The 23,826-nt window shown below is 42.1% G+C and carries 16 protein-coding genes; 3 read left to right on the top strand and 13 right to left on the bottom strand.

Annotated features, from left to right (window positions below; all coding sequences use genetic code 11):
• Positions 1-5 precede the first annotated feature (5 nt).
• The 11 genes from H7T92_RS02485 to H7T92_RS02435 form a co-directional block, all read right to left on the bottom strand.
• The gene (locus H7T92_RS02485) at positions 6-542 is read right to left on the bottom strand and encodes a F0F1 ATP synthase subunit delta (RefSeq protein ID WP_024055549.1); all 537 of its coding nucleotides are present in this window, start codon (positions 540-542) and stop codon (positions 6-8) included.
• Positions 542-1,036 (bottom strand): F0F1 ATP synthase subunit B, encoded by a 495-nt coding sequence (gene atpF, locus H7T92_RS02480; protein WP_004219970.1) that lies wholly within the window; start codon positions 1,034-1,036, stop codon positions 542-544. The genes H7T92_RS02485 and atpF overlap by 1 nt, the downstream gene beginning before the upstream one ends.
• A 19-nt stretch (positions 1,037-1,055) precedes the next feature.
• Positions 1,056-1,769 carry a F0F1 ATP synthase subunit A gene (gene atpB / locus H7T92_RS02475; RefSeq protein WP_004219958.1) on the bottom strand — a complete coding sequence of 238 codons (714 nt, stop codon included), beginning with the start codon at positions 1,767-1,769 and terminating at the stop codon, positions 1,056-1,058.
• 33 nt (positions 1,770-1,802) lie between these two features.
• On the bottom strand, positions 1,803-2,003 hold the full coding sequence (locus H7T92_RS02470) for a F0F1 ATP synthase subunit C (protein ID WP_003006433.1): 201 nt from the start codon (positions 2,001-2,003) through the stop codon (positions 1,803-1,805).
• Positions 2,004-2,230: 227 nt separating this feature from the next.
• Positions 2,231-8,185, bottom strand: a complete 5,955-nt coding sequence (locus H7T92_RS02465) for a ZmpA/ZmpB/ZmpC family metallo-endopeptidase (protein ID WP_201036913.1) — start codon at positions 8,183-8,185, stop codon at positions 2,231-2,233.
• 233 nt (positions 8,186-8,418) lie between these two features.
• Positions 8,419-9,846, bottom strand: coding sequence for a glycogen synthase GlgA (gene glgA / locus H7T92_RS02460; RefSeq protein WP_201036911.1), 1,428 nt, complete (start codon positions 9,844-9,846; stop codon positions 8,419-8,421).
• Complete coding sequence (gene glgD / locus H7T92_RS02455) at positions 9,846-10,982, bottom strand: glucose-1-phosphate adenylyltransferase subunit GlgD (protein WP_070586548.1); 1,137 nt, start codon at positions 10,980-10,982, stop codon at positions 9,846-9,848. Before glgD ends, glgA begins: the two co-directional genes overlap by 1 nt.
• Positions 10,972-12,114 carry a glucose-1-phosphate adenylyltransferase gene (locus H7T92_RS02450; RefSeq protein WP_070586547.1) on the bottom strand — a complete coding sequence of 381 codons (1,143 nt, stop codon included), beginning with the start codon at positions 12,112-12,114 and terminating at the stop codon, positions 10,972-10,974. The genes glgD and H7T92_RS02450 overlap by 11 nt, the downstream gene beginning before the upstream one ends.
• A 50-nt stretch (positions 12,115-12,164) precedes the next feature.
• Positions 12,165-14,072, bottom strand: coding sequence for a 1,4-alpha-glucan branching protein GlgB (glgB, locus tag H7T92_RS02445; RefSeq protein ID WP_049490528.1), 1,908 nt, complete (start codon positions 14,070-14,072; stop codon positions 12,165-12,167).
• Positions 14,073-14,400: 328 nt separating this feature from the next.
• Entirely contained in the window at positions 14,401-16,134 is a 1,734-nt protein-coding gene (gene ptsP, locus H7T92_RS02440; RefSeq protein ID WP_201036909.1) for a phosphoenolpyruvate--protein phosphotransferase, read from the bottom strand.
• Positions 16,135-16,137: 3 nt separating this feature from the next.
• Entirely contained in the window at positions 16,138-16,401 is a 264-nt protein-coding gene (locus H7T92_RS02435) for a phosphocarrier protein HPr (protein WP_003006411.1), read from the bottom strand.
• 475 nt (positions 16,402-16,876) lie between these two features.
• Between H7T92_RS02435 and nrdH the strand changes: the two genes are divergently transcribed.
• The 3 genes from nrdH to nrdF all read left to right on the top strand — a co-directional run bounded on the left by nrdH (position 16,877) and on the right by nrdF (position 20,440).
• The gene (nrdH, locus tag H7T92_RS02430; RefSeq protein ID WP_003006408.1) at positions 16,877-17,095 is read left to right on the top strand and encodes a glutaredoxin-like protein NrdH; all 219 of its coding nucleotides are present in this window, start codon (positions 16,877-16,879) and stop codon (positions 17,093-17,095) included.
• A 113-nt stretch (positions 17,096-17,208) separates the two neighbouring features.
• Positions 17,209-19,368: a class 1b ribonucleoside-diphosphate reductase subunit alpha gene (gene nrdE, locus H7T92_RS02425; protein WP_201036907.1), complete on the top strand. Its 2,160-nt coding sequence runs from the start codon at positions 17,209-17,211 to the stop codon at positions 19,366-19,368.
• Positions 19,369-19,480: 112 nt separating this feature from the next.
• Positions 19,481-20,440: a class 1b ribonucleoside-diphosphate reductase subunit beta gene (gene nrdF / locus H7T92_RS02420; RefSeq protein ID WP_201036906.1), complete on the top strand. Its 960-nt coding sequence runs from the start codon at positions 19,481-19,483 to the stop codon at positions 20,438-20,440.
• A 108-nt stretch (positions 20,441-20,548) separates the two neighbouring features.
• On the opposite strand, the gene alaS is transcribed toward nrdF, so the two are convergent.
• Positions 20,549-23,167, bottom strand: coding sequence for an alanine--tRNA ligase (alaS, locus tag H7T92_RS02415; protein ID WP_201036904.1), 2,619 nt, complete (start codon positions 23,165-23,167; stop codon positions 20,549-20,551).
• A 24-nt stretch (positions 23,168-23,191) separates the two neighbouring features.
• On the bottom strand, positions 23,192-23,677 hold the full coding sequence (locus H7T92_RS02410; RefSeq protein WP_201036902.1) for an LURP-one-related/scramblase family protein: 486 nt from the start codon (positions 23,675-23,677) through the stop codon (positions 23,192-23,194).
• Positions 23,678-23,826: the final 149 nt, after the last annotated feature.

Below are 23,826 nucleotides of genomic sequence, written 5' to 3'. Positions count from 1 at the left end.
ACTTTCTATTTCAATTTAGATTTTATAACTTGCAATTGGTGTTTGAGACTGGTATCCAACGTTTTATGATTGGCTGTCACGACAAAGCCACCAATTAAATCTGGATCGATCTTTTGTTGGATCGAGCGAACTTGAATCCCAAATTTTCTTTCGATAATGGGGATTAGCTTTTGCTCTTGAACAGGATCCAAACCAGCAACCGTCGTAACAGTGACGACAAAAGCGTTGCTCAACAGTTGAATCTGATCCAAACAAATCGTTACAATGTCATAAAATAAGGCTTCACGATGATTGAGAATAACCACTTCAATCAAATGGTCGAGTAATTGTGAATCCGAGGGTTGAAAAAGTCTGAGACTTTTTGCTTTCTCTTCATCCTCTACACCGATATGAGCTAAGAAGTTAGCAAGTCCAGTCTCTTCAAAAATACCCTTGATTTGAGTCAATTTTTCAAAGACTAGGTCTTGTTCTCCTTTTTCAAAGACCAATTGAACAAAAGGCTGGGTATATTTCTCAATCACCATCAGTTGCTTTTTGTCCATTAGGCTTCTCCTAATTCATCAAGATAGCGATCGATCAGTTGGCGTTGACCTTCAGCATCCAGCTGTTGGCTCAACAATTTGCTGGCAAGATTGACAGTGAGATCTGCCACATCACCTTTGATACTGTTCAATGCTTCTTCTTTGTTATGCGCAATTTCTTGTTGCGCTTTTTCTTTCAAACGTACTGCTTCTTGAGTGGCTTCTGAAAGGATCTGAGATTTATTCTTTTCTGCAGTTTCCTTTGCATTTTCGACGATAGACGCAGCTTCTTTGCGGCTACCTGCCAACTCTTCTTCACGTTTACTTGCTAGTTCCTCAGCTTTTTGACGAGCTGATTCTGCTCCATCAATATCATCTGTAATCTTTTTGGCACGCGCTTCTAAAATTCCATTGATATTGTTCCATGCAAATTTCTTTATTAAAAAGATTAATAATAGGAAGGAACCAGCAATGAGAATAAAGTTACCAATAATTTCACTCATTGATACATGCATTCTTCTACTCCTCCTCTACTTACTCTTCGCCATTAATTTTCTTACCAATATAGATTGATGACAACATGGTAAACACATAGGCTTGGATACATGAAATAAAAATTGAAAATGCAGTCCATGCCATGCTACCAATAAAGGCAAATGGATACCAATAGAAAGCTTGGTGTGATAAGTTCACGAGCAAGCTTGCTAATACCTCACCCGCAAAGATATTTCCGAAGATCCGAAGTGCCAAGGAGGCAAAGTTCGTTAATTCTTCCAAAATATTCATGGGGGTCATAAATCCAGGTGTCACAAAAGCCTTTAAATATTCCTTCACACCACGTCGGCGAATTCCTTCTACATGGGCGATTAAGGTGATCAAAAATGAAAAGGCAAAGTCATAACCCAGGTTAGCGGTTGGTGATGTCCACAAATTGTAACCATTGGTCGTTTCGATTTTAGCCATCAATCCAATGTTATTGGCCACTAAAAGAAATAGGAAAAGAACAAACAAGAACAAGGAATAGTCCTTTATATAATGTTCCCCAATATTTCCTTTGGTGAAGCCTACGACAAAGTCATATGCGTATTCCAGCACATTTTGTTTGCCCTTTGGTCGGATCGTCATTTTACGGCTGGCCCAATAAATAAAGCCAAAAACCACCAAAACAGCAATCAAGGTCATAGCAAGTAGGGTCAAATTAAAAGTTACAGGTCCAAGAGTTATCGTTGGAGTGATACTTTCTTCCAAGTTTTGACACCTCCTTTTCTAAAATAGAAGTGCTTATTTGATAATGAAGGCCATAACCAAGGTTACGAAGAAAGTACCTTCGACAAAGGCAACACCAAGAATCAAGAGGCTACGCAATTGACCAATAATTTCTGGTTGACGAGACGCAGATTTCAATAGGCTGCTCATCATCAAACCTTCTGCCAGTGATACACCAAAGCAGGCTAAACAAAGACCTAAAAATGTTAAATTCATGATGAATTCTCCTTTTATAAATTTTACCTCCTTAGTTTACTCCTAAAAGATATAATAGTCAAATATTTCCTATAAAAGTAAGCGTTTTAATGAAATTACGTTATTTTTTTAATATGATAATTTTTCCTATCTACGACTGATTTCTTTTAATTTTTAGACGCTTTGTCCACCTCTATTCATTTTTCTTCTAAAAAACTCTCACCTGCTCAGCAGATGAGAGAATTCGATTATTTAAAGATAGACGTTTTGAAACTGTCTGTTTGTTGAAGTAGTTTCTTAAAGAGTTTTTCTTTCAGTGAAACCGTATTGTCAAATTTGACAACACCATTCTTCAAGCTGGCTTGATCTTTTTCAACAGCAGTTGCAAAGGCTTGTTTTAAGTCATCATAAGTGCTATAAGTAGTCCCATCAACTTCAATAGCCTGAAGTCCATTTTTAGCACTGGTCACCACTTCGTTGAAGTATGCTTTCTTCCAGTCTTCAAGGGTACTGAATGTTCCATCAGAAATCTTTTGAATGATGTAATCATCCCCTAAAGTCGCATGACCTGCTTGTTTGGATTCTTGTTTATACTTGTTTGAAGCATAGCCTAAGAAGCCTTTTTCATAACCATAGTAGCCCCAGAGTCTAAAGGTATTGTGTTTGAAGGACATGGCTCCAGGAGCCCCTTCACTGGTGTTTCCACCATAGATCCCTGTCATCATCGGCACCGTCACATAGGCTGAGCCAAAGTCTGATGGATTATAGACACCATTTCCAGGACCACGATTGGTCATGAAGTTGTTGGTGATGAGATCATCTACTGAATGTAAGGTGATGGCTTTTTCCTCATCACTCAAAGGACGCACCTTATCAAATTGATTTTTGGTATTAGCCCCTCGGTATTGCTTATCAACCTTCTTGAACCAAGCATTGTTTAATGCTTGACTGCCTTTATTGAGGACAGCCTCTCCTTCCAGGTAATCCAGAAGCATGAGGGTGTCGTTATAGCCTTTCATGTACTGATCAATCTCCTCGCGTGAAGTGAGATCATTTGGATTGGTATTGTACCATTGGTTTCCATCATTTGGACGTTCATAGGCCATGTTGAGACCCAAGGCCTTGTATTCCCCATTTGGATTGGATACTGATGGTGTTTGGAGCATGCCTTGGGCAAAGGCTTCGATATCGGTTCCTTCGCGATGTCTCCAACCACCTAAGTAAACCATGCGGTCATTGACGTGCGTTGTTTCGTGCGTGAAGGCAGAGACTCCAAAGTCACTGATCATATCGGTCACCATGAAGAAGACAGAGTCGTCTTTATATGGATTTCCGTAAATTCGCGCCACTGCTCCCATCCGCCAATCTGTCGCATGGTAACGATCGGTTGGGCCATACAATTCACGGATTGGAGCGACATCCTTGCCACTGTTGGTATGTCCATAGCGATCTGTACTAATACCCTTGTAGTTTTGGTTATCAAGGACAGGGGTCGGAACCATGTTATTGCTCTTCAAGAGTTGATTGCGAACCTTATCTGTTGCTAGACGTGACCAGAAATCTAGGTAATTTTGTTGCCCTTTAGCGACCTTATCAATTTCGGCTTTGAAGGCAGTTCGTTCTGCCTCAGTGTTTTTACCGTATTTCTCGAAGGAACTATAGGCCAAGGTATTGTATGTTGAAATCAAGAACATGTGCGCATCTTTAAGATTCAAGAGTGGCAAGATCATTTTACCGTGAATATCATTGTTTAAGCCCTCATAGGCTCTATGCTTAGCAGATGCGAAAGCTGGATTGGTCGTCTCAGGCTCCACAATATAGACATTGTCTTTGGTTGCTTTGATGAACCAATCATTCAAGTCTGTATCAGTTGTAAAGAGGTCCATATTGTACTTCAGGAAGTCATTTAGGTTGCTAGAAAGAGTAGACTTCGCAACGACTTCTCGGAAGGCATCATGGGTACGAGTTCCTTTGATGTAGTCTTCTTTTGAACCAATTTCAATCAAACGGTCTAAGACATCAACATTCTTCCCATAGAAGTCTGGCTTGAACAACATGAGCTGCTTAAGATTGACATCATCGAACTTCACTCCATAATAGCGATTGAGGTATGACAAACCAAGAAGAACAGCAGCCTTGTTGTCATCAATCTTCTTAATGAGCGCACGTTTGGCAGCTTCATCTGTATTCAACTGATGATCTTGGTTTTCAACCAGTTGTTTGACAAAGTGAGTCAGATTATCCTTGACTGCTTGGAAGCTTTCTTCAAGGTAAAGGTTCTTAATGGCATTGACTTTGTTAGGACCTGTTCGACCAAGATGTGTGTAGATTGGATCTGATTGTAATTCGACAGGACTTAATTTCCCTACGATCGCATGAATGAGATCGCTCCGGTCTTTGTCCACCATATTTGGAGTGTAGACCACTTCACCGAGCTCCGCTACACTGTATTCTTTCACTTGTTTAACTTTAGAATCTTTCGGTGAAATGCTAAAGATATCTTTTGTCTTATCCGCATAATGGATCAGGATGTGATCAGCATCCGCTAGTTCAGTGACAAAATCATTGCCCTTCATAGCGGTCACAGACAAGACTTCCTTGGTCAAGAGAGGACTCGTTGCAGCCAGTTTATTCCCTTGGTCGACAATCCATTCTTTGTTGTAGAAAGGTTGCAATTTAGCAATATTGCGGTAAGCTAGCTCACGAGTCGCATCGTAAGCAGTGATGGCCTTGTATTGATCGTCTTTGCTAACAAGGTGATTGAGCGTATCTTCAATCGGTGTACTGCTGGTAAATTTATCAGCAGTGATTCCCATTGCTTCGATTTTCTGCTCAGCTTCTGCCAGCGAGATGCTAGGGATTTTACGGGAGTTGTTAAAGGTTTTCTTCCCTTCACTCACGCCTTCAACACTGTAATTGCGCTTGGTTCTTGAATAGGTGAAGTAATCATCTGCGTCGATATCGGAGTGTCCGAAGACCATCTCACCAGTTTTGACTTTCATCACGGTGATGTTGTCTTCAATAGTCCCCAAGGCCCAGTTGGTCCCGAGTAATCCACCCGATTGAACCGCTTCTTTCAGTTCGATCGAACCTTTAGCAACTGAGTTTCTGAGGACCCCTTCTTTACCTACTGTATGGTTATTCCCACCGTTTTGAGAAGAATAAACTAAACCTGCAGCTTTGGCTTTGTTACCAGTGATTTCAGCATCAACGTAAGCCTTTTCTACAATACCTTTCCAGTTCTCACCAACAACACCTGCTAGATAGCCACCTTTATTGCCAGCAGCGTGCAGTTTCCCGATGAAGGCAACATTACTGACCTTCCCACTACCATCAATTTTATTGATAATACCAGCTACATCGTTGTTTCCAACAACGCTTCCTGTTACTTTAACATTTTCGACAGTCGCATTATTTTTGATGACACCTGCGATCGGTGCTACTCGATCAAATCCAGGCATGTCAATGTTAACATTTTCAAGCAAGAGATTCTTAACAGTACCACCTTCGATGTTAGAAAATAACGGTCTTGTAATGTTATGGATAGCAAATTTATTGCCTTCTGTACTTTCCAATATTCCCTTGAAGGCATTGGTTACATAAGACTTGCCAGCTGGTTGCACATTACTTGCATTCATACTGCTACCAAGCTTAAAGGTACCAGTCGGATTGGCTTGCATAGCTTTTACTAGTTCGTTGAAATTGTAGTAGACATCTCCTTCATGGGCTTTTGGTTTCGCAATGTAGTGGACATAGTCCTCACTAAACTGGTTGTCCGCAGTCCGTTGGATGAGATCTGGAGCTTTGGCTGTTACTTTGTATAAGGTCGCTCCATCTACCGTCACTTCTTCGATTTTATCAACGGCCAGTTTTGTGACCTTATTATCATGGGTGGTAACCTTTAAGTAATAAGGTTTCACATCTGAAGGTGTTTCTGACAAGAGGCTACGATCAGTCTCAAGACCTTGGTCATCCACGCTAATCAGACTAGTTTCCTTGATGTTTTTGACTTCAACTTTTTTAAGGTCAAGCCTTAGTGGTTCTTCCTTGAGAACTTCTTCTTCATCCCCATTTCCACGGTCATACACCATGGTCGTTGCGAGCGTATAATCCTTGTAGTAGTCCAAGTCTGCTAAAGCAGCTGCCAAGTCCGTCTCTGAAAGGGTCAGGGTTTTCACCACTTGATCACCCTTCTTCAATACAGCCTGGATGGACTTGATGGTCACACCGTCTGGTTTATCCAAATGATAAGTAGCTTTAGCACTGCGCTTCAATTCTTCCTTATCGACCTGGGTCAAAGTTAAGGTAGGCTTGTCAAGTTCTTTGGCCCCTTGTTGAATGATCTGATCTTGCGCTTGTTCAACTACTTCCTCAGAAATCGTAGGAGCATCCGTTGTCTTAACTCCCTTAATGGTCTTATAGACCTTGGTGATTTTCTTCTTCCCATTCTTACCGGCTTGAGAAACCCTTTCGGTTCCTTTTAGCAAGGTAGCATCTTGTTCGGTTACCGTCTTAAATGGAATTTCCTCATACGAAACATCCTCTGTTTGGCCTTCAATCGCCTTAGTCCCACGACTAATTTTTTCTGTCACAGGAGCTTTTACCGTTTCAGTTGTCGTGCTCACGGGCTCGCCAACCTTTTCGCCATTGACCGTCTTATAAACACGACGAATCTCCTGACTACCAGCCTCGCCTTTCTGAAGAAGGCTTTCTTCATCGGTGTAACGATTGGCATCCGTTACATACTCTGTTTCATATGGAAGGATTACCGTTTCTGTCTCTGTTACTGTCCCTTCCGTAACTTGATAGGTTGGATTCTCCGGTTGAACGGGAGCTTCGCCGACGTGACCTTCTTCTTGTGTCCCTTTGGCTTCCACCACACCTGTATAGGCTGGGTTCTCTGGTTGAACAGGAGCTTCACCGACATGGCCTTCTTCCTGTGTCCCCTTAGCTTCCACTACGCCTGTATAGACTGGGTTCTCCGGTTGAACAGGGGCTTCGCCAACATGGCCTTCTTCCTGTGTTCCCTTAGCTTCCACCACACCTGTATAGGCTGGGTTCTCCGGTTGAACAGGAGCTTCGCCGACATGACCTTCTTCTTGTGTTCCTTTGGCTTCCACCACACCTGTATAGGCTGGGTTCTCTGGTTGAACAGGAGCTTCACCGACATGACCTTCTTCCTGCGTCCCCTTTGCTGTTACAACTGGAGAAGGAATGGGTTGAGGGGTTGGTTGGGCATCTTCTTTTGTTCCAACAGCAAGAATTTGTGAAACTGGTTCTTTGGTGACCTTACTTTCAACGACTCTGCGAACTTCCTGTCCCTCTACCACACTGACTTCCGTCAATATAGTCCGCTCGCCATTTTGGCCAGCAGTCAACACCTTGGTTTGCCCTTTGGCTAATGTAGGATCAGCTTGCTTGACGGTTTCAAATGGCACAGGCTCAGTAGAGACTTCCAGGCTTGGTTTTTCAACTTGAGGAAAGGCTGGAGCGACTTCTGGCGTCACACGCGCTTGTGGTTCCACTTGTGGAATACCTGTACTTGTTTTGATCGTTCCTTCTACAGAAGGTTTCGTTTCCTGCATAGCCTTTGGCTCTTGTAAGCTCGTCTGTTGGACTGACGGGTAGCGCAGATAGCCCACATAGTCATAGCCATCAATTTGAATCACGCCATTTGCAAGATTTTCGCTCGATGCGATCGCAAGATCCTGGTTATAAGCGCGCAAAACTTGATTTTGTAGGGCTGCGACTTCAACTGGAAGTAGAAGACTTTGTCCCATGGCTCCAATCAAAAGGACGCCCATAACCTTCTTTCGGTGCTTTTTAGAGAGTAAGAGGACAGCAAAGGAAGCAGTGGCTAGACTTAGCCCCAAAAGGGCAACTTCCTGACTTCCTGTTTGAGGAAGAACCGACTGAGTTGCTTCCTTCTTCTTATAGACGAGATAGAAAGTATCTTCATTTTGATACTCTTCAGGGATTGCATGAATCACCTGTGCCTTTTCTTCAGCAGTTAGCTCCTCTTCTGTCACATATCCTAAGTGCACATGAGCAGGTAGGGTCACCTGATCTGCTTTGACAGGACGAGCTCCTAACAGGCTTCCTCCTAATAAAAAGGCTCCAATGGCTACCGGACCAACACCGACAGATAATTTTCGAATCGAATATTTGGTCATTTTTTCAAACGTTTGTTTCGCTTTTTTCATCCTAAAATTCCTATATAGTAATATTTAATCCTCGAGCAGAGACCTGATTATTTCTAGAGAGGCTGAGACCCTTTCCAGAAAATAAGGACCTTCCCGGGATTTTTTACCTTTACCTATCTTATCTTTTTTCTTCTATTTTAGCAAGCTCTAAAACTCAAAAAAATAAACCGTTTTCTTTATAGGAAGAAAGCAAACAAAAAACGCCTCGAAAGGCGTTTGTATCATAGTTCTATTTATAAGGATTGGTACAAATCATTGTATCGTTGACTAGCAGTATCCCATGAGAAGTCACGCGTCATAGCTTGCTCTTGCAGACCATACCAAGCCTGTTTGTCATTGTAGTAGACAGCCAAGGCTTCATCAACTGCCCAGTTAAACCAATAGCCAGACAAATTATTGAAGCTAAAGCCTGTTCCACTTCCATCAACAGCATTAAACGGTTGAACCGTATCACGAAGTCCACCGACTTCATGCACCAAAGGAAGGGTTCCATAACGCATGGCCATCATTTGAGAAAGGCCACACGGTTCAAAGCGGCTTGGCATCAAGAAGACATCTGATGCTGCATAGATTTCTTGAGCCAATTGGACATCAAATGTGATATTCGCTGAAAGTTTGTGTGGGTAGGCTTGACCAAACCAAGCAAAGGCATTTTCAAATCCAGGATCTCCTGTACCGAGCAAGACAATCTGAATATCCTTTTGCAAGAGTTGATGCAACTCTTCTACCACAACGTCAAAGCCTTTTTGGCGTGTCAAACGAGAGACGATCCCAAACAAAGGTACATCATCGCGGACGGGTAGACCGACACGTTCTTGAAGAGCTCGTTTACTAGCTGCTTTACCTGAAAGATCTGAGAGACTGAAGTGATGAGTCAAGAGTGGATCCGTTTCAGGATTATACAGATCCGCATCAATCCCGTTAACAATACCGGTCACCTTGCCAGACTCCATCCGAAGGATCTGATCCAAGCCACAACCATATTCAGCAGTCATAATCTCTTGCGCATAGCTAGGAGAAACGGTTGTTACACGGTCAGCATATAGAATGCCGGCTTTCATCCAGTTCAGACAATCATTCCACCGAAGCGTTCCATCTGCATAGCGTTCAAATCCAACTCCGAATAGATCCCACAACATTCCTGGGTCGAACTGACCTTGGAATTCCAAATTATGGATGGTCAATACTGTTTTAATTCCATGATAAGCTTGAATCCAACGGTATTTTTCCTTCAGCAAGAAAGGAATCATCGCCGTATGGTAATCATGGGCATGAAGAACATCTGGAATGAAGTCAACTCGTTCCATCGTTTCTAAGGCCGCGAGCTGGAAGAAGGCAAAGCGTTCGCCATCATCGAAGTCACCATACACATGACCTCTAAAGAAATAATGTTGGTTATCAATAAAGTAAAAGGTGACTCCATCGCGCACAATGCGTTTCACACCAACATATTGACTTCTCCAGCCAACCTTGGTCTCAAAATGCAAGACATCTTCGATTTGATCTCCAAACTTAGCCTCTACCATATCATAGTAAGGGAGGATCACGCGCACGTCATGACCACTTTTAGCTAAGGATTTAGGAAGAGCGCCAATAACGTCTCCCAACCCCCCTGTTTTAGAAAATGGTGCACCTTCAGCTGCAACAAATAATAGTTTCATTAGACAATATCCTCTGTAACAATCGTTCCTTTTTTAACCACGACAGGTGCTTCTTCTGTCCCACGAATCGTCACACCAGCAGCCACTTCGACACCCTTATCCAGGATAGCATGTTCAACGATTGCATTTTCACGAACCACCACACCAGGGAAGAGAAGACTACTGCGGACCTCTGAACCTTGATGAAGGTGTACTCGACGTGAAACAACGGAGCGTTCAACGGTTCCTTCTACAATACTACCCGAAGCAAATTGAGACGATTTAATATGTGAAGTCTTGGAATAATACGTTGGTTCTTCATTCTTCACTTTCGTATACACTTTTTGATTTGGTGAAAAGAGCTTCATGAATTTTTGGTTTTCCAACATATCCAAGTTTGCCTGGTAGTAGGATTCCACTGAATGAATATTGGCAAGGTAGCCTGTATATTCAAAGGCAAAAGCATTGTATTCCACTGCCAAATCACGCAAGATATAGCGCAATTTTTGTGGGTATTCTTTCTTGGCTTCTTCTTCAATTTTTTCAATCAACCAAGGAGTGTCCACAATAAAGACATCTGTTGACATGTTGTAGACTTCGTCAGGATCCTTGCCATCAAAAAGTCTTTGCTCTGTAACATGGTCTGTTTCATCAATTTTCAAGACAGCATTGACTTCAGAGATATTTTGAAGATGCAACTTCTTATAAACCACTGTAATCGGACGATCAATGGTATTATGAAGGTGGAAAATTTGGTTGAGGTCAATATTCATTAATACATCACAGTTCAAAGCAACTGTTTGGTTGGAACCAGACCGTTTCAAATAGGTCAATAATTGTTGGTAGTATTCTGGCCCTACCGTTGTATTTTCAACTGGAGTATTATAGATTCCGAGGTAATAGTGGCTCAATAAAGTAGACAAGCCCCACTCACGACCTGAACGAATATGGTCAAAGACCGAACTAATATTTTCTTGTTGGAAAATCCCAAAAACACTACGAATACCAGCATTCGCAAGGCTAGACAATGGGAAGTCAATCAAGCGGTATTTCCCATCAAACGGTAGGGAGGCTACCGGACGATGGCTGGTCAAAGTGGACATATCATGATACCCAACTGTATTTCCTAAAATGGCTGAATATTTATCAATCTTCATCTGTTGCTACCCCCACTTTTTCATTGTAACCGACAACTTGTACTTCCTCTGTTCCATCAATCACGACACCTTCTGCAATGACTGCGCCTTCTCCAATAATCGCACGTTTCACAACAGCTCCTTTACCGATAATGGCATTGCTCATCACGACAGCATCTTCGACAACTGCTCCTTCACGAACTTGAGCTTCTGTTGATAAGATGGAGTGTTTGACTGTACCGTCTACCGAACAACCATCGACGACAAGAGAATCTTCGATGTGGCCATTTTCCCCAAAGAAGTTCGGTGGAGAAATGAGGTTGCGTGAATAGATTTTCCAGTGACGATCGCGACTATCCAAGGCATTATTTGGATCGATATATTCCATATTGGCTTCCCAAAGAGACTCAATCGTACCAACGTCTTTCCAATAACCATTGAATTCATAAGCATAAACACTTTCGCCTGATTCTAGATACGTTGGAATGACATTTTTACCGAAGTCTGACATATCGATATCACTCTTTTCAGCAGCAACCAACATATTGCGCAGACGAGCCCAGTCAAAGATGTAAATTCCCATGGAAGCCTTGGTAGATTTTGGTTCAGCTGGTTTTTCTTCAAATTCGACAATCCGATTATTAGCATCTGTATTCATGATTCCAAAACGGCTTGCTTCCTTCAAAGGGACATCTAGGACGGCAACAGTCAAGCTTGCGTTATTATCCTTGTGCGCTTGAAGCATGTCATCGTAATCCATCTTGTAGATGTGGTCCCCAGATAGAATCAAGACATATTCCGGATTGATGCTATCGATATAGTCGATGTTTTGAAGAATCGCATGACTAGTTCCTTCGAACCACCGATTTCCTTCACTAGCTGAATAAGGTTGGAGAATAGACACACCCGTATTGATTCCATCCAAGCCCCAGCTGGAACCATTCCCAATATGGCTGTTAAGGGCAAGTGGCTGGTACTGTGTAATCACACCAACATTGTGAATTCCTGAGTTGGCGCAGTTTGATAGCGCAAAATCGATAATCCGATAGCGCCCACCAAATTGAACCGCAGGTTTTGCGATGTTTTTGGTTAATTTTCCAAGACGTGTTCCTTGCCCACCGGCAAGAATTAAAGCGAGCATTTCATTCTTCATTGACTACTTCCTCTTTTTAAAGCTTGGACTCCCATAGAGTCAACCGATCGTCATTTCTTATCTGATGTTTTAGATTTTGTCTTACGCACCTTACGTTTTACCTTCCAAATGCTAGCTCCTAAAGCCGGCAAGGTAAAGGTCAAGGTTTGTTCATAATCCTTCCACAGTCCCTCTTGAGACTGAACTGTCGGATTGTGCTCTTTCCAGACACCTCCCCATTCTTCTAATTCTGTATTCCAAATTTCTTCATAGACCGCTGATACAGGCACACCAATCGTAAAGTCCTTGCGTTCTACTGGTGCCATATTGAAGACACATACTAGAAGCTCGCCTTTACGATTCTTCCGGACCATAGACAAGACGCTCTGATCCCGGTTATCTGCATCAATAATCTCTAAGCCATCAAAGCTATCATCAATCTCCCACAATTCTTTGTGTTCTTTGTAGAAATGATTGAGCTGAGAAGTGAAACGACGCATCTTAGCATTCATTTCATCCTCTAGATTCCCCCATTCCAGTTGCTCCTCTGACTTCCATTCCAAAAATTGACCAAATTCTGAACCCATAAAGAGCAATTTCTTACCTGGATGGCAGATCTGATAGGTTAAGAGATTACGGAGTCCAGCAAATTGATTGTAACGATCTCCCCACATCTTGTGCATCAAACTCTTCTTACCGTGCACCACTTCATCATGTGAAAATGGTAGTAAGAAATTCTCAGAAAATGCATACATGTAACTAAAGGTCACCAGATTAAAGTCAAATTTCCTGTAGACCGGGTCTTCCTCATAGAATCGGAGAATATCATTCATCCAACCCATATTCCATTTATAGTCAAAGCCTAGACCACCTTCTTCTTCTGGGCCTGTGATCTTTTGACCAGCAGAACTTTCTTCTGCAATCATCATGACATCTGGGTGTTCGTTCTTGATAATCGCATTCAACCGTCTAAGGAAATGAACGCCTTCGTAGTTGAGGTTTCCACCATCAATATTTGGTGTCCATGGACCACTATCGTAGTCAAGATAGAGCATATTGCTCACAGCATCGACCCGAATCCCATCTAAATGATAGGTATCAATCCAAAACTTCAAACTAGAAATCAAGAATGACTGGACTTGATTCTTTCCTAAGTCGAAGTTCAAAGCTCCCCATCCGTAGTTATGGGCACGATGTTCATCCTGGTATTCAAAGGTTGGTGTTCCATCATAATACGCCAAGGCATCATCATTGATAATGAAATGTCCTGGTACCCAATCCACGATCACTCCGATATTGTTGAGGTGGCATTCTTCCACGAAGTCTTGAAACTCTTCTGGGCTACCATAAGTCTGCTCGAGTGCAAAATATCCCATGAGCTGATAGCCCCAACTCAAGCCCAATGGATGGGCCATCACTGGCATAAATTCCACGTGGGTGTAGTTCATCTCCACCAAATATGGAATCAATTCTTCTTTTAGTTGTTTGAAGGTATAGGAACTGTGATCCTCATTACGTTTCCACGATCCTGCGTGAACCTCATAAATATTAACAGGTCGTTCCTTAAAACCAAGTTTTTTGCGGCGTGCTCTCCAGAGACCATCTTTCCAGTTTTTCTCTGGAATGGTCTTAATAATAGATCCTGTATTGGGTCTCTTTTCCATCCATAATGCTAGAGGATCGATTTTTTGCACCTGATGACCATTTTGTCGAGTCACCAAATACTTGTATATATCTCCCTCTTTTGCATCGGAACAGAAGACTTCCCAGACGCCTCCTTCATTACGAACCATTGGAATTTTACGGGCTTCCCAATCAGTGAAATCCCCAATCAGATCCACCGCCTGAGCATTGGGAGCCCAAACACGGAAGGTAAAGCCTTCTTGTTCTCCCCTTGTTTCCTTGTGAGCTCCTAAGTACTCTTGAAGATGGAAATTATCCCCTCTTCCAAATGTCCATAAGTCTGTGCTTCTATCCATATACTCACCTCTTTATTTTTGAAAGCGTTTTCTAATTGTTTTTATTTTACTATAAAATCACTTAATTTTCAAGTTGATTCCTGTAAAATCATGTAAAATTATCAGGAAAAGTTTTTTCATTTTCTTTCCCGAACCTTTTACTTCATTCCTTCGCTTTCCTCCTAATCTTACTTACGATTATACTATATATACGAGGAAAATTAAACAAAAAACCGAACATTCAAATCACTATTTTTATTACTAACTAGTTTATTACGAATAAAATGAACATTTTTAAGAACAATGTAAAAAAAGACTAAGACAGATTTGTCTTAGTCTTTTTGAATTCTTAGTCTACGTTCACGTATTCTTTTGAAAGTTCAAGAACTTCTTCCATTGTTGAACATTCAGTAAGAGCAAGGTTAGCGTATTCTTGCATTTTAGCTGTGTCGAGTTTCTTCATCAAGCTACGTGTACGAAGGACAGATGTCGCTGACATAGAGAACTCATCCAAGCCCATTCCGACAAGAAGTGGAACGGCAGTTTGGTCACCGGCCATTTCACCACACATACCAGCCCATTTGCCTTCAGCGTGAGCCGCTTTGATCACGTTGTTGATCAAACGAAGGATAGATGGGTTATATGGTTGGTAAAGGTATGAAACTTGTTCGTTCATACGGTCAGCAGCCATTGTGTATTGGATAAGATCGTTTGTACCAATTGAGAAGAAATCAACTTCTTTAGCAAATTGATCCGCAAGCATTGCTGCAGCTGGGATTTCAATCATGATCCCTACTTGGATATCGTCTGCAACAGCAACACCTTCCGCAAGCAATTTAGCCTTTTCTTCTTCAAGAATACCCTTAGCTGTACGGAACTCAGTTAACAAAGCAACCATTGGGAACATGATCCGCAATTTACCGTGAACAGATGCACGAAGCAAGGCACGCAATTGTGTACGGAACATTTGATTACCAGTTTCAGAGATAGAAATACGCAAAGCACGGAAACCTAAGAATGGGTTCATTTCTTTAGGAAGGTCGAAGTAAGGAAGTTCTTTATCCCCACCAATATCCATTGTACGAACAACCACAGGTTTACCATTCATACCTTCAAGAACTGCTTTGTAGGCTTCGTATTGGTCATCTTCTGTAGGGAAGTCTTGAGAATCCATGTACAAGAATTCTGTACGGTAAAGACCAACAGCTTCTGCACCATTATCGTTTACACCTTCAACGTCTTTAGGTGTACCGATGTTGGCAGCCAACTCGAAGTGTTTTCCATCAGCAGTCACTGTTTTCGCATCTTTAAGGAGAGCCCATTCAGCTTTTTGTTTAGCATAAGCTTCACCAGCTGCTTTGAAGGCTGCAATTTGTTCTTCACTAGGGTTGATCACTACTTCACCAGTGATCCCTGAAACAGCCAAAACATCGCCATCTTTGACAAGTTCTGTGATGTTATTTGTACCAAGAACAGCTGCGATTTCAAGTGTACGAGCCATGATAGCTGAGTGACTGGTACGTCCACCGATATTCGTAACAAAAGCTTTTACATACTTTTTGTTCAACTGTGCTGTATCAGATGGAGTCAAGTCATGCGCAACCACGATTGCTTCTTCATTGATAGAAGCAGGGTTTGGCAATTTTTTACCAAGCAAGTTGGCAAGGACACGTTTGGTAACGTCACGAATATCTGCTGCACGTTCTTGCATGTAAGGATTGTCTTCCATTCCTTCAAAGATCGCAATGAACATGTCAGTGACTTCTTTCAAGCCAGCTTCTGCATTGATTTTTTTCGTACGAATCGTTTCTTTGATCTGACCAATCATTTCAGGGTCAGCAAGAACCATCATATGCGCATCAAAAACTTGCGCTGCTTCTTCACCAAGGCTTGCTACTGCATTCTCCCGAATAAGAGAAAGCTCGTTTTGTGAAGCTTCAAGAGCTGCATCCAAACGAGCTTCTTCTGCACTTGTATCTTCGACTGAAACAGTCTCAAATGATAAGTCTGGTTGAATGAGCAAATATGCCTTAGCAACGGCAACACCGTCAGATGCTGCAATTCCTTTTAGCATTTTTGTCATATTTTAAGCCAATCCTTCTTTAGTCATTGTTTCTGAGATAGCTGCGATAGCATCATCAGCGTCAGCACCTTCTGCAGAGATTACAACGTCTGCTCCTTGACCAACACCAAGGCTCATAACACCCATGATTGATTTCAAGTTAACTGATTTACCTTTGTATTCAAGAGTAATATCTGAAGCAAATTTGCTAGCAGTTTGAACCAACAAAGTTGCTGGACGTGCGTGGATACCTGTTTCTGCCACGATGTGGAAATCTTTAGAAGCCATAGTTTGACTCTCCTTTTTAAAAATAGTTTTTGAGTTACCTTTTGATAACCCTTACAATTTGGTATTATATCATCTTTTGAAATTTTTTTCAAGATTTTTATCACTGACTTACAGAAAAAGACTGCGAAAAATCCCAATTTAGATACATTTTAAGAAGCACCTGAAGAACAGAGGAAATATCTTTTCAATTTTCTACTATATTATAAGTAACATTTTCCTCCGCTTTCAATGAAAAGAAGCTCTTGAACCACAGGATATTGATTCACCAAAAAATTATAACTAATTAAAGATGCTTTAAAGCCTATTCCTATCCCATTTCTTCGATTTTCACGCTTTTCACTCACCACAATATATTGTGCTTTGAAAACTCCATTTCATATCTTTGCACAATATTTAGTTTTATTTTGTTGACAAGTTGCTGGATTTTGTTTATACTGTTTACAGATTTATATTTCGATAGGAGAACGGAAAAGAAATGGTAACCATTTATTCAAAAAATAATTGTGTTCAATGCAAAATGACCAAGCGATTCCTTGATAGCAATCATGTGGAATACCGCGAAATTAACTTAGACGAACAGCCAGAATTTGTAGAGCATGTTAAGAACCTTGGTTTCAATGCTGCTCCAGTTATTCAAACACCGGATGAAGTATTTTCTGGTTTTCAACCAGCTAAGTTGAAGAAACTTTCTTAATAAACACAGTATTTTGCTTAAATAGGGTCTAGCGTTAGCAACCTAACACTAGACTTTTTACTTGTAAAGAGAGGACTTCTCCTCTTCATTTTTTGAACTAGAAAAGGATTATTATGGGATTAAAATCTCTTGAAGATGTGACGTATTTTCGTCTTAACAATGAAATCAACCGTCCAGTAAACGGCCAAATCATGCTTCATAAGGATAAAGAAGCTTTGGATGCATTCTTTAAAGAAAATGTTGTACCAAATACTAAAGCCTTTGACTCGATTACAGACAAGATTCAGTACCTTCTCGAGCACAATTACACTGAGAGAGCTTTTATCGAGAAATACCGTCCTGAATTTTTAGAGGAATTGGCCCAATTTATCAAAGACCAAAACTTCCAATTCAAGTCCTTCATGGCGGCCTACAAATTCTATAACCAATACGCTTTGAAAACAAATGATGGAGAATACTATCTTGAAAGCATGGAAGACCGTGTCTTCTTCAATGCTCTCTATTTTGCAGATGGAAATGAAGCTATCGCGCGAGACATCGCAAACGAAATTATCCACCAACGCTACCAACCAGCTACTCCTTCTTTCTTAAATGCTGGTCGTGCCCGCCGTGGAGAATTGGTTTCATGTTTCTTGATCCAAGTAACTGATGATATGAATGCGATCGGACGTTCCATCAACTCTGCCCTTCAACTTTCACGTATCGGTGGTGGGGTTGGGATTTCCCTCAGCAACCTTCGTGAAGCTGGAGCACCAATCAAAGGGTATGAAGGAGCCGCTTCTGGGGTCGTACCTGTTATGAAACTCTTCGAAGATAGCTTCTCTTACTCTAACCAATTGGGACAACGCCAAGGGGCTGGGGTGGTTTACCTCAATGTCTTTCACCCAGACATCATCGCCTTCCTTTCTACTAAGAAAGAAAATGCTGATGAAAAGGTTCGGGTTAAGACTCTCTCACTTGGTGTCGTCGTGCCAGATAAGTTCTACGAGTTGGCTCGTAAGAATGAGGAAATGTATCTCTTCAGCCCATACTCTGTAGAACGTGAATACGGAGTGCCATTTAACTACATCGACATCACTGAAAAATACGATGAGTTGGTCGCTAATCCAAACATCCGCAAGACAAAAATCAAGGCGCGTGATTTGGAAACTGAAATTTCTAAATTGCAACAAGAATCTGGTTACCCTTATGTAGTCAACATCGATACTGCTAACCGCGCAAACCCTGTCGATGGAAAGATCATCATGAGTAACTTGTGTTCAGAGATCCTCCAGGTTCAAGAGCCAAGCTTGATCAACGATGCCCAAGAATTCATTAAAATGGGGACTGACGTCTCCTGTAACCTTGGTTCAACCAACGTGGTTAATATGATGACTTCCCCTGACTTTGGTCGTTCGATTAGAGCTATGGTTCGTGCCTTGACCTTCGTCACAGATAGTTCTCATATCGTCGCTGTTCCTACTATCGACCACGGAAATAGCCAAGCGCATACCTTTGGTCTTGGTGCTATGGGACTTCACAGCTATCTTGCCCAACAATTGATTGAATACGGATCACCTGAGTCTGTTGAGTTTACGAGCATCTACTTCATGCTCATGAACTACTGGACTCTCGTAGAATCAAACAACATCGCGCGTGAACGTGGCGTTACCTTCCACAACTTTGAAAAATCAGACTATGCCAACGGTAGCTACTTTGAAAAGTACACGACCGGAGAGTTTGTTCCAACATCTGATCGCGTCAAAGAACTCTTTAAAGATATCTTCATCCCAAGTGCAGAGGATTGGGCAGAATTGCGTGCGAAAGTTCAAGCAGATGGTCTTTACCACCAAAACCGCTTGGCTGTCGCACCAAATGGATCTATCAGCTACATCAATGATGTCTCTGCTTCTATCCACCCAATCACACAACGGATTGAAGAGCGCCAAGAAAAGAAAATCGGAAAGATCTACTATCCTGCTGCTGGTTTATCAACCGAAACCATCCCTTACTACACTTCTGCCTACGACATGGATATGCGTAAGGTGATTGATGTTTATGCGGCTGCAACTGAGCACGTAGACCAAGGTCTTTCACTGACCCTCTTTATGCGCAGCGATATTCCAAAAGGTCTCTACGAATGGAAAACTGAAAACAAACAAACCACTCGTGACTTGTCTATCCTTCGTAACTACGCCTTTAACAAGGGTATCAAGTCTATCTACTACGTCCGTACCTTTACAGATGATGGTGGAGAAGTCGGTGCTAACCAATGTGAAAGCTGTATCATCTAAGACAGCCCCAAGGTTCGCCATTAAAAGTCGGTTCGCCGACTTTTTGTGCGTATTCTATCCATTTATGGTAGAATAGTAACGATTGAATGAATAGAAAAAGAAAGTGATGCAAATGGAAACATACTACAAAGCCATTAACTGGAATGCCATCGAGGATGTCATCGATAAATCTACTTGGGAAAAGCTAACCGAGCAATTCTGGTTGGATACACGTATCCCTTTGTCAAACGACCTAGATGACTGGAGAAAGTTGTCTAATAAAGAAAAAGACCTCGTTGGTAAAGTCTTTGGTGGATTGACTCTGTTAGATACCATGCAGTCTGAAACGGGTGTGCAAGCTCTTCGTGCAGATATCCGTACTCCCCATGAAGAAGCTGTCTTTAACAACATCCAATTTATGGAATCTGTCCATGCTAAGTCCTACTCTTCCATCTTTTCTACCTTGAATACCAAGTCAGAAATCGAAGAGATTTTCGAATGGACTGATACCAATCCTTTCCTTCAAAAGAAGGCAGAGATCATCAATGAAATCTACCTCAATGGCACTCCTCTAGAAAAGAAAGTTGCTAGCGTCTTTCTTGAAACCTTCCTCTTCTACTCTGGTTTCTTCACACCGCTCTACTATCTTGGAAACAACAAGTTGGCCAACGTGGCTGAGATCATCAAGTTGATCATTCGGGACGAATCTGTTCACGGAACCTATATCGGCTACAAGTTCCAACTTGGATTTAACGAATTACCAGAAGAGGAACAAGAAAAACTCAAAGAATGGATGTATGACTTACTCTACACCCTCTATGAGAATGAAGAAGGCTATACAGAGAGCCTCTATGATGGTGTGGGCTGGACTGAGGAAGTCAAGACCTTCCTTCGTTACAACGCCAATAAAGCCCTCATGAACTTGGGACAAGATCCACTCTTCCCAGACTCAGCAGATGATGTCAACCCAATCGTCATGAATGGGATCTCGACCGGTACATCCAACCACGACTTCTTCTCTCAAGTCGGAAATGGTTACCTTCTCGGTGAAGTAGAAGCCATGCAGGATGACGATTACAACTACGGCCTATAAGACAAAAACCTTTCCATCTGGAAAGGTTTTTTGTTGCAATTTTTTCTGATTGGATATGTTTCTTTTTAGAAAAAAGAGGTCGGACAAACATCCAACCTCTTCTGTTTATTACAATTTACCTGCTACGGCATCCAACAATTCTTGGATTTTCGCTTGGTTGCTTCCTCCTGCCATGGCCATGTCTGGTTTTCCACCGCCACGTCCATCAACGATTGGAGCCAATTCTTTAATCACATTACCTGCGTGTACATCTTTTGTCTTGCTGGCTACAAGGACATTCACTTTGTCACCGATGGCTGCGACAAGGACAAGCACATCAGAGTAGTCTTTTTGTTTCCAGTTATCCGCAAAGGTACGAAGGGCACCTGCATCTGATACAGAAACTTGGCTTGCGATAAAGCTGTGACCATTTGCTTCTTGAACATGTTTGAAGACATCACCTGCTGCTGCAGCCGCTGCTTTTTCCTTCAATTCTGCATTTTCTTTTTGCAATTGACGGAGCTGCTCTTGAAGGCCTTCCACCTTATGAGGAACTTCCTTGAGTTGAGGTGCTTTCAAGGTTGCTGCGACTGCTTTCAGAGCATCTTCTTGATCACGATAAGCTTCGAAGGCTTCCTTACCAGTCACTGCCAAGATACGACGAGTTCCTGATCCGATCCCTTCTTCTTTGACAATCTTGAAGAGACCGATTTCAGAAGTATTGCCTACATGGGTACCACCACAGAGTTCCACTGAGTAGTCACCGATGGTGACAACACGGACTTCTTTACCGTATTTCTCACCAAAGAGGGCCATGGCTCCCATTTCTTTAGCAGTATCGATATCTGTTTCAACAGTCTGAACTGCGATCGCTTCCCAGATTTTTTCATTGACTTGCTGTTCAATAGCACGCAATTCTTCAGGAGTGACAGCTTGGAAGTGAGTGAAGTCAAAGCGAAGGAATTCTACTTCGTTGAGAGATCCTGCTTGGGTTGCGTGGTTACCAAGAATATTGTGAAGAGCCGCATGGAGCAAGTGAGTTGCTGTGTGGTTCTTCATAACACGGTGACGACGATTAGTGTCAATGGCCAAGGTGTATTCTTGGTTCAAGGCAAGAGGAGCAAGGACTTCAACAGTATGGAGTGCTTGTCCATTTGGTGCTTTTTGAACGTCTGTTACAGTCGCTACGACATTTCCTGCCGCATCCAAGATTTGACCGTGGTCCGCAACTTGTCCACCCATTTCAGCGTAGAATGGGGTTTCTGCAAAGATCAGTGATGCAGTTCCTTCTGAAACAGCTTCTACTTCAGCATTGTCCGCTACGATAGCCACCAACTTAGAAGGCAATTGACTAGCATTATAGTTAAAGACACTTTCAACTGTGATATTTTGAAGGGTTTCATTTTGCATCCCCATAGATCCGCCTTTAACAGCTGATGCACGCGCACGCTCTTGTTGTTCCTTCATAGCTGCTTCAAAGCCTTCACGGTCGACTGTCATTCCAGCTTCTTCGGCGATTTCTTCTGTCAATTCTACTGGGAATCCGTATGTATCATAGAGTTTGAAGACATCTTGACCAGCGATAACCGTTTGGCCTTTTTCTTTCAAGTCTTCAACGATGGTTTGGGCAAAGTGTTGACCAGAGTTCAAAGTACGAGCAAATGACTCTTCTTCACTCTTGATGATTTTCTCGATGAAGTCTTGTTTTTCAAGTACTTCTGGGTAGTAACTTTCCATGATCTTCCCAACGGTTGGAACCAATTTATACAAGAAGGTTCCTTCGATCCCCAATTTTTGACCATGCATAGAAGCACGACGGAGGAGACGACGAAGAACGTAACCGCGACCTTCATTACCAGGAAGAGCCCCATCTCCAATCGCAAATGAAAGCGAACGGATGTGGTCTGCAATCACCTTGAAGCTCATGTTGTCGCCATCTGGATCATAGGTTTTTCCAGACATCTTTTCAACTTCACGGATAATCGGCATGAAGAGGTCTGTTTCAAAGTTGGTCTTCGCCCCTTGGATAACGGCTACCAAACGCTCTAAACCAGCGCCCGTATCAATGTTCTTGTGTGGCAATTCCTTGTATTCGCTACGAGGAACAGCAGGGTCAGCGTTAAATTGTGACAAGACAATGTTCCAGATTTCGATGTAACGGTCGTTTTCGATATCTTCTGCAAGAAGACGAAGACCGATATTATCAGGGTCAAAAGCTTCACCACGGTCAAAGAAGATTTCAGTATCTGGTCCAGAAGGTCCCGCACCGATTTCCCAGAAGTTGTCTTCGATTGGAATCAAGTGACTTGGATCCACACCAACAGCGATCCAACGGTTGTATGAATCTTTGTCGTCAGGGTAATAGGTCATGTAAAGTTTGTCTTTGGGGAAGTCGAACCATTCAGGACTTGTCAAAAGCTCATAAGCCCAAGTAATGGCTTCATCACGGAAGTAATCCCCGATGGAGAAGTTCCCCAACATTTCAAACATAGTATGGTGACGAGCAGTCTTCCCTACGTTTTCGATATCATTGGTACGAATAGCCTTTTGAGCATTGGTAATCCGTGGGTTTTCAGGTTTGATGGTCCCATCAAAGTATTTCTTAAGAGTGGCAACCCCTGAGTTAATCCACAAAAGGGTTGGGTCGTTTACAGGAACCAAGCTAACAGATGGTTCTACTGAGTGGCCTTTGCTTGCCCAGAAATCAAGCCACATTTGGCGGACTTGTGCACTAGATAATTGTTTCATATTTGTCTCCTAATTTTTATAAGATTAGTTGGTGCCTGCTTCTAACATTTCGACATAATCGATAGCGACACACAGTGAGATGACTAAATCAGCGTATTCATCCTCATAAACCGATACTTGATAAGTAGAGGTTAGATGAAAGAGTTCTTTGCTAATCTCAGCGACGATTTGATCCCGATCATCGAACAATTTGAATTCCAGGTCCCAGATATTTCCCTGCACCCGAAGCCCCAAATCTTCGATTTCGTATTTGTCTCTGAAGAGCGTCAGCTTTTTATGGATATAAAAGCGGTCCCCATTTATCAACTCAACCTCAAATTTTGGAAGAAGGCTGATTGTTTTTTTGGTGATATGGCTAACTTTTTCTCCATTCTTATCATAAATGGTAAAAGTCTTGGGAATCTTAAGAAAGGATCCCTCAACCTGGTATTCGACATTTCCTAACTCATCTTTGATATCGAAGCGTTCGCCACCCAATCGAAATTTTTGTTTCACTTGATAGGTTCTCATCTTTTGATCTCCTTTGAAAAGCTTCAGAGAACGATTCACAAACAAAAGACAAGCCACTAAACGAAGGGCGAAAAACCGCGGTACCACCTTCATTCAATGAACTTGTCATTCTTCATTTTGTATGCAATTGTCTCAGCCGAGTAGCAAAA

This window comes from Streptococcus parasanguinis (assembly GCF_016648855.1).
Lineage (GTDB): Bacteria > Bacillota > Bacilli > Lactobacillales > Streptococcaceae > Streptococcus > Streptococcus parasanguinis_L.
The sequence above is the reverse complement of the archived record's forward strand: the minus strand, read 5'-3'. Positions and strand labels throughout refer to the sequence as shown.